This window comes from uncultured Bradyrhizobium sp. (assembly GCF_936943645.1).
Lineage (GTDB): Bacteria > Pseudomonadota > Alphaproteobacteria > Rhizobiales > Xanthobacteraceae > Bradyrhizobium.
Genome location: NZ_CAKZJO010000052.1, coordinates 44,987 through 57,880 on the forward strand (window position 1 = coordinate 44,987; position 12,894 = coordinate 57,880).

At 65.3% G+C, this 12,894-nt stretch carries 12 protein-coding genes; 1 reads left to right on the forward strand and 11 read right to left on the reverse strand.

From position 1 onward, the window contains the following. Positions 1–107 precede the first annotated feature (107 nt). Positions 108–770, forward strand: coding sequence for a tetratricopeptide repeat protein (locus Q0743_RS11100; RefSeq protein ID WP_298241567.1), 663 nt, complete (start codon positions 108–110; stop codon positions 768–770). 26 nt (positions 771–796) lie between these two features. On the opposite strand, the gene Q0743_RS11105 is transcribed toward Q0743_RS11100, so the two are convergent. The 11 genes from Q0743_RS11105 to Q0743_RS11155 all read right to left on the reverse strand — a co-directional run bounded on the left by Q0743_RS11105 (position 797) and on the right by Q0743_RS11155 (position 12,845). Continuing rightward, on the reverse strand, positions 797–1,771 hold the full coding sequence (locus Q0743_RS11105; RefSeq protein WP_298241568.1) for a hypothetical protein: 975 nt from the start codon (positions 1,769–1,771) through the stop codon (positions 797–799). 93 nt (positions 1,772–1,864) lie between these two features. Continuing rightward, a complete protein-coding gene (locus Q0743_RS11110; protein ID WP_298241569.1) occupies positions 1,865–2,149 on the reverse strand; it encodes a cupin domain-containing protein in 285 nt (94 codons plus the stop codon). Positions 2,150–2,208: 59 nt separating this feature from the next. After that, the gene (locus Q0743_RS11115; protein ID WP_298241570.1) at positions 2,209–3,306 is read right to left on the reverse strand and encodes an ionic transporter y4hA; all 1,098 of its coding nucleotides are present in this window, start codon (positions 3,304–3,306) and stop codon (positions 2,209–2,211) included. Between the two features lie 49 nt (positions 3,307–3,355). Next, complete coding sequence (locus Q0743_RS11120) at positions 3,356–4,798, reverse strand: sodium:proton antiporter (protein WP_298241571.1); 1,443 nt, start codon at positions 4,796–4,798, stop codon at positions 3,356–3,358. After that, entirely contained in the window at positions 4,788–5,585 is a 798-nt protein-coding gene (locus tag Q0743_RS11125; RefSeq protein WP_298241725.1) for an alpha/beta hydrolase, read from the reverse strand. Before Q0743_RS11125 ends, Q0743_RS11120 begins: the two co-directional genes overlap by 11 nt. 217 nt (positions 5,586–5,802) lie before the next feature. Next, positions 5,803–7,200, reverse strand: coding sequence for an NAD(P)(+) transhydrogenase (Re/Si-specific) subunit beta (locus tag Q0743_RS11130; protein ID WP_298241572.1), 1,398 nt, complete (start codon positions 7,198–7,200; stop codon positions 5,803–5,805). A gap of 38 nt (positions 7,201–7,238) precedes the next feature. Continuing rightward, a complete protein-coding gene (locus Q0743_RS11135; protein ID WP_024337650.1) occupies positions 7,239–7,556 on the reverse strand; it encodes a proton-translocating transhydrogenase family protein in 318 nt (105 codons plus the stop codon). 11 nt (positions 7,557–7,567) lie between these two features. Then, positions 7,568–8,695 (reverse strand): Re/Si-specific NAD(P)(+) transhydrogenase subunit alpha, encoded by a 1,128-nt coding sequence (locus tag Q0743_RS11140; protein ID WP_298241573.1) that lies wholly within the window; start codon positions 8,693–8,695, stop codon positions 7,568–7,570. Between the two features lie 139 nt (positions 8,696–8,834). Further along, positions 8,835–8,987 (reverse strand): aa3-type cytochrome c oxidase subunit IV, encoded by a 153-nt coding sequence (locus Q0743_RS11145; RefSeq protein WP_018317799.1) that lies wholly within the window; start codon positions 8,985–8,987, stop codon positions 8,835–8,837. Between the two features lie 140 nt (positions 8,988–9,127). Continuing rightward, a complete protein-coding gene (locus Q0743_RS11150; RefSeq protein WP_298241574.1) occupies positions 9,128–12,076 on the reverse strand; it encodes a cell division protein in 2,949 nt (982 codons plus the stop codon). 70 nt (positions 12,077–12,146) lie between these two features. Continuing rightward, the gene (locus tag Q0743_RS11155) at positions 12,147–12,845 is read right to left on the reverse strand and encodes a TetR/AcrR family transcriptional regulator C-terminal domain-containing protein (RefSeq protein ID WP_298241575.1); all 699 of its coding nucleotides are present in this window, start codon (positions 12,843–12,845) and stop codon (positions 12,147–12,149) included. Positions 12,846–12,894: the final 49 nt, after the last annotated feature.

Below are 12,894 nucleotides of genomic sequence, written 5' to 3' on the forward strand. Positions count from 1 at the left end.
TTTCAGTTTCCGATGACGCGGGCCCCTGGCCCGCGTTATTGTTTGTGAGCGGTGCCTTTCTGGGACGGGGGCACCGCCGATGCGGCACCAGCGCGAGCGAACCGTAGATGGCCTCCCCTTTTTCCAAGCGCGGCTTGGCGCGGCGACGCCGGATCTGGCAACAGCCGTTCGCGCTGGCTTTGATGGGGATGGCGCTGTGCGGCTGCTCGTTCGATCTGGGATCGCTGACGCCGGAGAAGGACAAGCCGCAGGAAGCCCCCAAGGAATCCCTCAAGGAAGCTGCGCCCGTTGAGAGCGCGGTGAGTGCCGCCAACGTCACCGAAGCTCAGGCCCACACCGCAAAGGCCCAGTCCCTGGCAAAATCAGGCGAGACCGCCGCCGCGCTCGACGAGTTCAATCGTGCCGTCGGGCTCGACCCCTACAATGCCCAGGCACTCTATGGCCGGGCGCTGATCTATCAGAGCAAGAACCAGCACGACTTCGCGATCGCCGATTTCAGCACCGCAAACGGGCTCACACCCCAGAAGGTCGAGCCGCTGCTTGGCCGCGCGACCAGCTATCTCGCGCTCGGCAAGGTCAAGGAAGCGGCAGCCGATCTGGATGAGGCCTCCGAGGCCGATCCGCACAACGCGCAGGTCTGGACCACGCGTGGACAGGCCTATGAGCGGCTGGGAGACAAGGCCAAGGCTGCGGCGTCCTACACCAGGGCCGTCTCGCTGCGTCCCCGCGACGATGCCGCGCGCAGCGGTCTCGCCCGCGTCGGCGGCTGACGGTCCGGGCCAGCGCAGGCGCCGGCTCAATCGGGGGTGGCGCCCTTCGGCAGAACCGAGTGGAACATCGACTTCATGCCCGACAGCACGTCGTCGGCAACATTGGTCTTCTTCGGCCGCGGCATGGAGGCGCCGGCGTCGGCACGCAGGTCGAGCGGCGGCGCGATCACCGGCAGGGGAATGTCAGCCGGGGGGGTGATTCGATTCGGGTCGTCGTTGGCGACCGAGGCCGTGTAGGACGGCGACGAACCACCATTGCCATAGCTCTCGGGCGAAGGCGTGGACACCGTGATCGGCGGCGGCAGCGGGCGGATCGCCGCGGGCTCCGTCGAGATGACGCGCGGAGCCTCGGGGACGCGGGTGGCTTCGCGCACTGCGGGGTCTGGGGTCCGCTCGGCCGACTTGATCTCGGCAGCTTTGGCCTCGGCAGCCTTGGCCTCGGCAGCCTTGGCCTCGGCAGCCTTGGCCTCCGCAGCCTTGGCCTCCGCAGCCTTGGCCTCCGCAGCCTTCTCAGCAGCTTTGCCTTCAGGCGACTTGCGAAGACGCTCGATGGCGGCACGTGCCAAATCGTTGGCGTCAGGGGTCACAGCCGGGGACGTCCCGGCCGGCGCGGAATTGGCCTCCACCACCGGAGCGGTGGCCGCCGGGGTCGACTTCGCCGCGGCCTTCTCGCGCGCCGGAGAGCGGCCATGCGAGGCGTTCTCGGCGGGCGTTGCGTCCGCAGCCTTGGCCTCGGGCTTGTCGGCAGCGGCCTTGTCCGTCACACCCTTGTCGGAGACGCTCTTCTCCGAGATGCCCTTGGCCTTGACGCCGGGCGCGGGAAGGTTGGCGGTGTCCGTCGGCTTGGCGTCCTTGCCGGCCTCGGCAGGCGCAACGACGGCCGCGGGGGTGTCCGGCGCCGGCTTGGCGTTGATATAGTGGTTAACGATGTAGGCCCCGATGATCGTCGCGAGCACCGAGGGGAAAATATCCATCGAGATTTTAGCGAGGTATTTCAGCATTTCTCGGCCACTCCCCGCGCGATCAGATGCGGGAACTTTGGGGCATTGTAAGGGATCAACTGCGACGGATCGATGGCAAAGGTAACCGCGGATTTACGGCTTCAGCTCGATCTCAAGGAACACGATCTCGGTTGAGGTTTCGTTAAGTACGTCGTGTTGGACGCCGGCCTTGCGGAAGTAAGATTTGCCGGCCGAAAGCTGCGCCTTGGACCGCTCGCCGTTGGCCGCAACGATGGTCATTTCGCCGGCGACGACGGGAACAATCACGTAGTCCATGCCGTGGGTGTGGTGGCCGGTGGCGCTACCCGGACCGAGCCGCCATTCGGTCACCCGGACCTGCTCATTGTCGACCTGGACCTCGGATCTGGCGGCAAGCATCGGAAACTTCTCCTGGGGCGCGACCCGGCCCGAAAGGGCCGCGTGAAGCGCAAATGGGGTCAGGGCACGAAAACCATGAACACGTAGACGGCAAATACCACCATATGGACCAGCCCGAACAGGACGTTTGTTCTGCCCGTGCCGAAGGTCAGCATGCTCAGGAAGAAGGTCAGGAGCAAAAGCACGCTGCCCTGGGCATTGAGGCCGAGCTCGAGCTCCTTGTCGAGCGCATAGGTGGCGGTGCCGACGGCCGGGATGGTCAAGCCGATGGTGGCAAGCGACGAGCCGAGCGCCAGGTTGATGCTCTTCTGGAGGTCGTTCTTGCGGGCCGCCGAGACCGCCGCGACGCCTTCCGGCATCAGGATCAGGAGTGCGACCAGGAGGCCGGTAAAGGCCGGCGGCGCACCGATCTTGACCGCGACGGCATCGACCACCAGGGAGAATTTCTTGGCGAGCAGCACGACCGCCAGCAGCGCAACCAGCAGCAGCACGACGCTGAGCACGAGCATCCGGCCCGACAAATGCGCCTCGCCGGCGCCGCCGTCTCCCCGCTCGTGCACGAAGTAATCCTTGTGCAGCACGGTCTGGGTGTAGAGGAACACCCCGTAGAGCGCGAGCGTGACCACGTCGACGAAACCGAGCTGAACCGCCGAATAGACCGGCCCCGGCGTCGTGGTGGTGTAATTCGGCATGACCAGCGTGATGGTCGCGAGCGCGAACAGGACGCTGAGATAGACGTTGGCGCCGGAAAGCTGAAAACCCTGCTCGCGATAGCGCAGGCCGCCGATGAAGATACAGAGCCCGACGAGGCCGTTGCAGACGATCATGACCACGGCGAACACGGTGTCGCGCGCCAGTTCCGGGGCCGGCTTGTCGCCCAGCATGATCGTGGTGATCAGCGCCACCTCGATGATCGTCACCGAGAGCGTGAGCACCAGCGTGCCATAGGGTTCGCCGACCCGTTCGGCGATCACTTCGGCATGATGAACCGCAGCGAACACCGTGCCGAACAGGACGACGAGCAGCACCGTCGCGAAGACGAGCCCGCTCAGCGACAGCGTGAACGCGTAGTCCGTCGCGCTGACGGCCGCGAACAGCAGCACCGCCAGCCCCGGAAAGAGCCAGGCCGACCGGGGCATCGGATTATGCGCGCTCATTCACCGCTTCCATTTGCTTGAATGAGCAGTAGCAAATCGGCCGGCAGATTCAATGCCAGCGCAGGATCGGGGCGACCGGCAGGAATGTCAGCAGCAGGAACAGCGGGATCAGCACGACACCGGCGCGCAGGAGATAGCCGAAGAAGCTCGGCATCTCGATGCCGTTCTCGCTGGCAATGCTGCTCACCATGAAGTTCGGCGCATTACCGATATAGGTGAGCGCCCCCATGTAGACTGCGCCCATGGAGATGGAGGCGAGCGTGCCCGACATCTCGTGCATCAGCGTCTGCGGGTCGCCGCCGGCGAGCTGGAAGAACAAGAGATAAGTCGGCGCATTGTCGAGGAATGCCGACATCAGGCCGGTGAACCAGAAATAGACGACCTCGCGCGGCGCTCCGTCCGGCCCCGTCACGGCCGACAACAGCCAGGCGAAGGCGCCCTGATGGCCGGCATTGAGCATGGCGATGACCGGGATGATGGCGACGAAGATGCCCGCAAACAGCTTTGCGACCTCGCGGATCGGTTCCCAGGTGAATCCGTTGGCCTGCCTGTGCTCGTCCGGCGTCAGCCAGACCGACAGCGCCGCAATTGCCAGCAGCACCACATTGCGGACGATGTCCTCCAGTTCCAGCCTGGTGCCGAGAATGTCGAACGCAATGCCGGGCTTCCACATCGCCGACGCCAGCAGGCTCGCGACGATGGCCGCGATCAGCACCAGGTTGACGAGGCCGCGGATCCGTACCGGTTCCAAGGGTCCGGCTTCGGGCGGCGGCGGCTCGCTGCGAAAGCGCCAGATGTCGACCGCGACGAAGATGGCGAGCAGCAGTCCGGCAACCATGGCGGTCTGCAGCCAGATGGTCCGCGTGGTCCAGAAGAAATCGACACCATGCAGGAAACCGACGAACAAGGGAGGATCGCCGAGCGGGGTCAGCGCGCCGCCGACATTGGCGACCAGGATGATGAAGAAGACGACGACATGGGCGTTGTGGCGCCGCGGCCGGTTGGCGCGGATCAAGGGACGGATCAGGATCATCGCGGCACCCGTGGTGCCGACGAGGCTCGCCCCGAACGTGCCGAGGGCGAGGATGCCGGCATTGGTCGCGGGCGTAGCCTTGATGTCGCCGGTAATGAGAATGCCGCCGGCCACGACATAGAGCGAGAACAGCAGCACGATGAAGCCGAGATATTCGGCGAGCATGGCATGGACGAGCGCCGCCAGCGTCGCCATGCCGCCGGCAAAGACGACGAGCGAGGCAAGGGCCAGCAGCGACCAGCCTGCGGCGATCTTGCCGTAGTGATGATGCCAGAATTTCGCAAACAGCAAAGGTCCGAGGGCGATCGACAGTAACAGACCAGTGAAGGGCAACGCGTAGGGCCAGCGCATCGCCGCGCCGTCGAGCCCGGTCGCGGCGAACGCGGTCTGCGGCAGCAGCACCAGGCAGGAGACCGCGAGCGCGGAACCGTAACGTGCGAACAAACTGTCAACCGCCAATGAAATCTCTCGCTGTTTCGATCGCGCCATATTGATCGAGATCGTCGTGCCCGCCGCCCGCCATGCGAACGAACCGCTTGGGATCATGGGCGAGCGCGAACAGACGCTCTCCGAACACGATCGGAATGGCAAGGTCATCGGTACCATGCATCACGAGGAGCGGCACAGTGACGCGCTCGATGCGCTGGTCCGAATGAAACGGATCGCGCATCAGAAATCGGACCGGAACGAACCAGAACGATGCAGCCGCAACGTCGGCCGTCGATTGATAGGGCGCCTCCAGGATCAGCTTGCCGACGCGATGCTCCGAGGCGACGGCAACCGCCACACCCGTCCCGAGCGAAAAGCCCCAGGCGACGATCCGTTCCGCCGCATAGCGGGCGGTGGTGAAGGCGTAGGCGGCCGCGGCGTCGCGCAACAGGCCCTGTTCGCTCGGCGCGCCGCTGGAGCCGGCATAGCCGCGATAGGACAGTGCAACGAGGCCGGTGCCGTCGGCCGTGATCGCCTTGAGGCGGCTGACACGTCCGGCGAGAAAATCGCCATTGCCGGGAAAGTAGAGGATCACGGGGCGCCCCGGCCTCGCCGGCACGTGCCAGACGATCACCTTCTCGCCATCGGAGCTGCTCAGAACTTGCTCTTCCGCCTCGGGAAGTCCTGCGGCATCCGGCGCGGTGCGGCCGACGGGCGGAATCGGAAACAGCATCTCGCGCTGGCGCACATAGAGCACGACCAGACCGGCACAATAGACGGTCACGAGCAGGATGACGGTCCATTTGGCGATGGTGATCATTGCGCGGTCGGCCTCAGGTGCAAGCTCAGGGCTTGCGATGGCTCCGCAGCAATTTCATGACGTCCGGCCGGAGGTTCGCGGGTACGTCGCGACAGCCGCACGCCGCCTTGTGGGCGGCGTGCCATGCGACGCGCTGCTCGCGTGTCGCCTTGGGTGGCATGCGATGAGACCGGTGCCATTCCCTGTTGATGGCCACGGTCGATTTCTCGTTGCGCTACATCGCCTTGACGATGTTCTCGGTGACCTTCTTGGCGTCGCCGAGCAGCATCATGGTGTTGTCGCGGTAGAACAGCGGATTGTCGATGCCGGCGTAACCCGAGGCCAGCGAGCGCTTGATGAACATCACGGTGCCGGCCTTCCAGACCTGGAGCACGGGCATGCCGTAGATCGGCGAGGTCTTGTCCTCCTCGGCCGCGGGGTTGGTGACGTCGTTGGCTCCGATCACGAAGGCGATGTCGGCCTGCGCGAATTCGGAGTTGATATCCTCGAGCTCGAACACCTCGTCATAAGGCACGTTGGCTTCGGCGAGCAGCACGTTCATGTGGCCGGGCATGCGGCCTGCGACCGGGTGAATGGCGTACTTCACCTCGACGCCTTCCTTCTTCAGCATGTCCGCCATCTCGCGCAGCGCGTGCTGGGCCTGCGCCACCGCCATGCCGTAGCCGGGCACGATGATGACCTTGGAGGCGTTCTTCATGATGAAGGCGGCGTCGTCCGCCGAGCCGAGCTTGGCGGGCTTCTGCTCGCCCGTACCGCCGCCGGCCGCAGCGGTCTCGCCGCCGAAGCCGCCGAGGATGACCGAGATGAAGGACCGGTTCATCGCGTGGCACATGATGTAGGACAGGATCGCACCCGACGAGCCGACCAGCGCGCCGGTGATGATCAGCGCGGAATTGCCGAGCGTGAAGCCGATGCCGGCCGCGGCCCAGCCGGAGTAGGAGTTCAGCATCGAGATCACGACCGGCATGTCGGCGCCGCCGATCGGGATGATCATGAGCACGCCGAGCGCGAGCGCCAGGATGGTGATCATCCAGAAATCGAACGCGCCGCCGGTGAGGACGAGACGGACGATGAAGAACACCAGCGCCGCGGCGAGCGCGATGTTGATGATGTGGCGTGCGGGCAGGATGATCGGCGCACCGCTCATCCGCGCGGACAGTTTCAGGAACGCGATCACCGAGCCGGTGAAGGTCAGCGCGCCGATGGCGACGCCGAGCGACATCTCGACCAGGCTCTGCGGATGGATGTTGCCGGGGGTGCCGATGTCGAAGGCCTCGGGCGCGTAGAACGCGCCGGCGGCGACCAGCACCGCGGCCATGCCGACCAGCGAGTGGAAGGCGGCGACCAGTTCCGGCATCGAGGTCATCGGCACGCGGCGGGCGATCACCGCACCGATGCCGCCGCCGATCGCGACCGCGAGGATGACCAGCACCCACGCCACCCCGTCAGCCGGCGGATGGCTTGCCAGCGTCGTGGCGACCGCGATCGCCATGCCGATCATGCCGAACAGATTGCCCTGGCGCGACGAAGCCGGGCTCGACAGCCCGCGCAGCGACAGGATGAACAGCACTCCCGCCACGAGATACAAAAATGCAGAGAGGTTAGCGCTCATCTCAGGTCCCCATTATCCCTTCAGCCCGAGGTGGCCGCTTACTTCGACTTCTTCTTGTACATCGCCAGCATGCGCTGGGTGACAAGGAAGCCGCCAAAGATGTTCACGCAGGCGAAGATGAGCGCGACGAAGCCGAAGCCGCGCGCCCAGCCCGAGCCGCTCGAAACCATGCCGACGCCGACCGCGAGCAGCGCGCCGACCACGATCACCGAGGAGATCGCGTTGGTCACGCTCATCAGCGGCGTGTGCAGCGCGGGGGTCACCGACCACACCACGAAATAGCCGACGAAGACGGCGAGGACGAAGATCGACAGCCGGAAGATGAAGGGGTCGACGACCTGTGCAGCATGCTCCATGGCGGGTCTCCTTAAACCTTCGGCTGGAAGTTCGGGTGGATGACGGCGCCGTCTTTCGTGAGCGCAGTGGCCTTGACCAGCTCGTCGTCCCAGTTGACGGCGAGCTTCTTCTCCTTCTTGTCGACCATGGTCTCGATGAAGGAGAACAGGTTGCGCGCGTAGAGGCTGGACGCCGAGGCCGCAACGCGGCCGGCGACATTGGTGTAGCCGACGATCTTGATGCCATCGAGGTCGACGACCTCGCCGGCCTTGGCGCCCTCGACGTTGCCGCCGCGCTCGACGGCAAGATCGACCAGCACCGAACCCGGCTTCATCGACTTGACCATCTCGCCGGAGACGAGCTTCGGCGCGGGCCGGCCCGGAATCAGGGCCGTGGTGATGACGATGTCCTGCTTCTTGATGTGCTCGGCGGTCAGCGCGGCCTGCTTGGCCTGGTACTCCTTGGACATTTCCTTGGCGTAGCCGCCGGCGGTCTGCGCGTTCTTGAATTCCTCGTCCTCCACGGCGAGGAATTTAGCACCGAGCGATTCGACCTGCTCCTTGGTGGCGGGACGCACGTCGGTCGCGGTCACGACGGCGCCGAGACGGCGCGCGGTCGCGATCGCCTGGAGGCCGGCGACGCCGACGCCCATCACGAACACTTTTGCCGCGGGCACGGTGCCGGCCGCCGTCATCATCATCGGGAAGGCGCGACCGAACGCCTCGGCGCCCTCGATCACGGCGCGATAGCCGGCGAGGTTCGCCTGCGAGGACAGCACGTCCATCACCTGCGCGCGGGTGATGCGCGGCATCAGCTCCATTGCGAAGGCGGAGACGCCCGCATCGGCCATCGTCTTCAGCGCGGCCTCGTTGCCGTAGGGATCCATGATGGCGATGACGAGCGCGCCGCGCTTGTACTGCGACAGCTCCGACGCCTCGGGACGCTTCACCTTGATGATGATGTCGGCATCCTTCAGCGCGTCTGCACTGACGGCGGCACCCGCAGCGGTAAATTCGGAATCCGGCAGGCCCGATTTGAGGCCGGCGCCCGGCTCGACGGCGATCTCGGCGCCCAGCGCCTTGAACTTCTTCACCGTATCAGGCGAAGCGGCGACACGCGGCTCCGACGGATCGATTTCCTTGGCAACGGCGATCTTCATAGGTCCTCCGGCGGCGCGGGACAGCGCGCGCGCAAACTTGAGCGTTACTCCCGCGGCGTTCGTTACCGGTTTTAGCACCGGCTTGGATGCAAATATTCTGGGCAGCTGCTGCCGCTGGCGTGTGCAGCTGCTGAACAGGTCAGGTCAGGAAGATCGCCATCAGGATCACGATGAGCGCGACCGAGGCCGTGCCGTACTTCACCAGCTTGATGAAGCCCTCGTAGGTCTGCTCGTGGGCAACGTAGTCGTTGCCGTCGGCGGTGCTGTACGCCACTTCGCTATGATCAGCCATGGAATGTCCCCAGTCGAAAGTTCAATTCTTAGGCTGGGATACCGCAAAGTTTCGGGCAGGGCAACGGCAGGCGGGCGCGGTTTTCCTGCAAATCAGGCCATTTGGAATTCCAATGGTCGCGAATCGGGCTATCGCACTGCTCAGGCCTGAGGGCTCGCGGTCTGTCGCGGCAGCGCCGGCAAGCCGAGCGCCTCGCGCACCTTGTCGACAGCGCTCTCCCCGGCCTCGGTGAACCGGCCCATGCGCGGCGCCGTGCCGGGCCCGACCGCAACGGAGTGGTCACCGGCCAGGAAGCCATGGGTCATGTGAAACCCCAGCGCGCGATAGACCTCGAACTGCTCCTCCGAGAAGAACTGGTCGCCGGTGGTCTCGTGGGGAAACGTGGCGTTCCGCCGCGCATAGTCGCGGATGTAGTCGTTCTCGTCGCTGGAGAGCGAGGACTTGATGTAGACGAGATAACCCCTGTCGTCGCCGCCATAGTCGATGACGCCGATCGCGACGTGGACGTGATCCCTCGCCGCCTCGTCCGGGGCGGCGGCGGTCTGCGCGGACTTGCTGTCGGCATTCCCCGCCATGATGGCGCGCGTGCGGTCGCGAATCGGCGTCCAGGGCAAATCGATACGGACGCCGAGATCGATGCGGGCATAACGCTGGAGCTTCATCAGCGAGGCAAAATTCATCGGCGCGTCGGCTTCGGCGTCGACCGCGATGATCACCTTACAGCGCCGGCGCAGCAGCTCGTAGACGCCGAGATTCTCGATGTGGCCGCCGTCGGTAAGATAGACGCCGTCGCTGTTCTCGTAGAGACGGCCCGAGATTTCCGACCACAGGAACAGCGGCGTGGAGCGGCGCTGCGGCCGGGCCGTGGCCTCGACGTAACGCGGATTGTTCAGCCAGTAGCCCAGCCGCACGTTGAGGAGCGCGAGCGTCGGCGTCAGCGCCTTGATCGAGTTCGAGCCCATGTTCGACGATGCCGCCGCCCCCGAGATCGCCATGGCGGTGGCGAGGTCGAGGCTCTGCTCCAAACGCTCGACCGCCGGGGTCCTGGCGTAGCGCGTCGCCTCGCTGCCGACATAGAGCGGCGAGAAGACGAAGAAGTCCGCGTTGCGGCCGCGCCGGTTGGCGAAGTCGGAGCCCTGGATGTTCAGCGCCGTGTTGATGAGATGATAGGGCGCCCCCAGCTTCGGCGCAGCAGGCTGGCCACCCGTCGCGGCGCCGTCATCGGCCACCGCATAGAGCTCGCTCAGCTTCATCCGGTCGAGCGGCTTGAAATCGCGGCCCTGGTCGAGGCTTGCCTCGGCGCGCGCGATGTTGCCGTCCGCCGAACGGCCGGGATCGAACAGAAACGCCTTGCTCAGCCGATCGCGATACAGGCGGTGCAGCGAATTCGCGTTGGGCGCCAGCGACCAGGACATCGCAAACAGCAGCATGCCGACGAGCGCATACAGGATCACTAGGGGCAGGCTATGCGAATAGCCGGAGCCTGCATCCATCCAATAGAATTGTCGCGCGACGTTGCTCGCCGCGAATCTGAGCCAGACCGGCACGTGCGAGACCGGCGTCAGCCACTCCATCGTCGCCGTCGGTGCCGCAGGCTGCGGCGAGATCTCGGCCGAAAAGGTGCCCGCGCCCGCGTCGAACGCGATCTTGCCCGCCAGATTGCCTGACACCGCCACGGTCGACTTGCTCGCGGCAAGACAACTCCTCTGCCCGACGGCGACAAAAGGCGCCTGGCATTTCTCGATCGGGTCGTTGGCGATGCCCCAATAGGACAAATAGAGATAGGCGACCCAGATGATCAGCGGCAGCGCGAGGCCCGCGATCCACAGCGCGACCTTGGCGAGGATCGCAAGCACCAGCGAGCCCCATTGCGAGGAGACGCTGTTGCCCTTGAGGAATTCGGCGAATTGCTGCCTGAAGGCCGTGACGAACACGCCGATCGGCGCGGCGATCGCGGCGAGTGCCTTGATCCAGGTGACGGCGACACCGCCGACCGGTCCGCCGATCGCGTCGCTGTCGACGACATCGAACATCTGCGACAGCATGAAGGGCTGGAACTCGAAGAAGGCGATCACCGCAAGCAGCACCAGGAAGGTCGCGCCCGCGGTCGGCCAATGCGAACGGAACTCCTGGCGCTTTTCGGGGCTCGCCAATGATTGCTTGAGCGCCCAGACGAAGAACAGGGCAATCCCGATGATCCCAGTCGCGAGCGTCAGCGCGAAATGCTTGATCTGCAGGATGCGGGCGAAGTCGCAGGCGATGCCGAGCAGGAACGCGATGGCCGCGGCATAGGTGAGAAAGATCGTCGGACCCATGCCGCGCTCGGCGCGAAAGAAGTGATAGGCAATTCCCGCGCAGGCAAGCAGCCCCAGCGCGAAGATCGTGCCGATCGGCGCAAAGCCGAAGCTATCTGCGATCCAGCCGAAATGGTGCAGCTCACATTGCGGCAACGCGCCGTCGGCGAGATCGACGCCGAAGAAGTTCGCGACCGTCAGGCAGCTCCGCAGCGGGGTCGACCAGATGGTGACCGCAGCGAGCAGCAGCACGACCGGCAGCGTCAGCCCTATATTGGCGATCAGGCCGCGCACCACGATCGCCATTCCTGTCAGGAGGTCGCGGAAGCCGGCCGGGATCAGATAGTTGGAATAATTCCTGATGTGGCCGACCGACGGCGTATCGCTGATCTCGCTGGCGGTCACGGTTGCGCCGGCCGGCCGCTGGCCGAACACGAAACGTCCCGTCACCGTCATGCTCGAGCTGAGCGAGGTGCCGATATAGCCGCCGCCCGACACGGTGGAGAGATAGTCGATCCGCCCGATCAGATCGTGATGGTTCAAGGCCTGGAGCACGCCAAGGCACATGGCCGAGGAGCGGATGCCGCCGCCGGATAGCGCGAGCCCGACGACGTCGAGCATCTGGCAGGCATCTACGCCGTCGGGATCAATCCGCCGCGCCGGCTCGCGGCGGGTGTTGATCGCCTCGATCTCGTCGCGAACGATCTGCTGGTGCTTCTCGCACCAGGGTGTTTCCTCGTCGAAGGCTGCGGCGTTTCGTGCTCCGGGTCCCGGGACTTGTCCCTGATCGGGCATCATGACCTCCCGGACGGCAATGGGCGATCAGCAATCGAGAGTTGAAGAAATGGATCAAATATCTATAGGGTTAGTCTCGCCTCCGGCTTGAACGTTCAACGCCGGCGAGCAGGATCTCAAGGCCCGTCTCGAAGGTCGCGTCAAAATGCGCCGGCTGAAAATACGGCGCGGCCGCCGCGAGATGCTTGAAGCTTGCGGCGATCGCTTCATTCGAGACCGGTTCCGCCGATGAGGGACCGCGAGCATAGCCCGCCGTCTCATCCAGCGCGGCACCCGTCAGATAATAGCCGAGCTCTCGAAAATAGATCGCGGCCTCGCGATCGGAAAAGCCGGCCTCGCGCAGGATGCCGATGATGCCGTCGATATAGGCGACCCCGGCGGGTGTGTTGAGCCGGTGCACCGCGAAGAACGGGAAGAACGCCGGGTGCTTGAGCGCCATGGCGCGGAAGCCGTGGGCGGCCCGGCGCAGGCGCTCGCGCCAGTCCCATTGCGGCTCCCTCACCACGTGCGCCTCCGCGAGCATCAGGTCGATCAGCGCATCCATCAGATGCGCCTTGCTCGGAAAGTGATGATAGATGCTCATCGCCTCGCAGCCGAGCGCCTCGCCGAGCCGGCGCGTCGAGAGCTTGGCCAGTCCATCGCGATCGACCAGCGCCATCGCGGCGGCAGCGATCCGCTCGCGCGACAGCCCCCTGCCTCCTTCACGCGCCGCCGCCCGCTTCCGTGGGGCAGTTGAGGCTTTCCGGCCGACTCTGGCTCTTCTGGTCATGACATCCGAATCGAAACCGCTTGCAACCTTACACCGCAAGGCGATATTG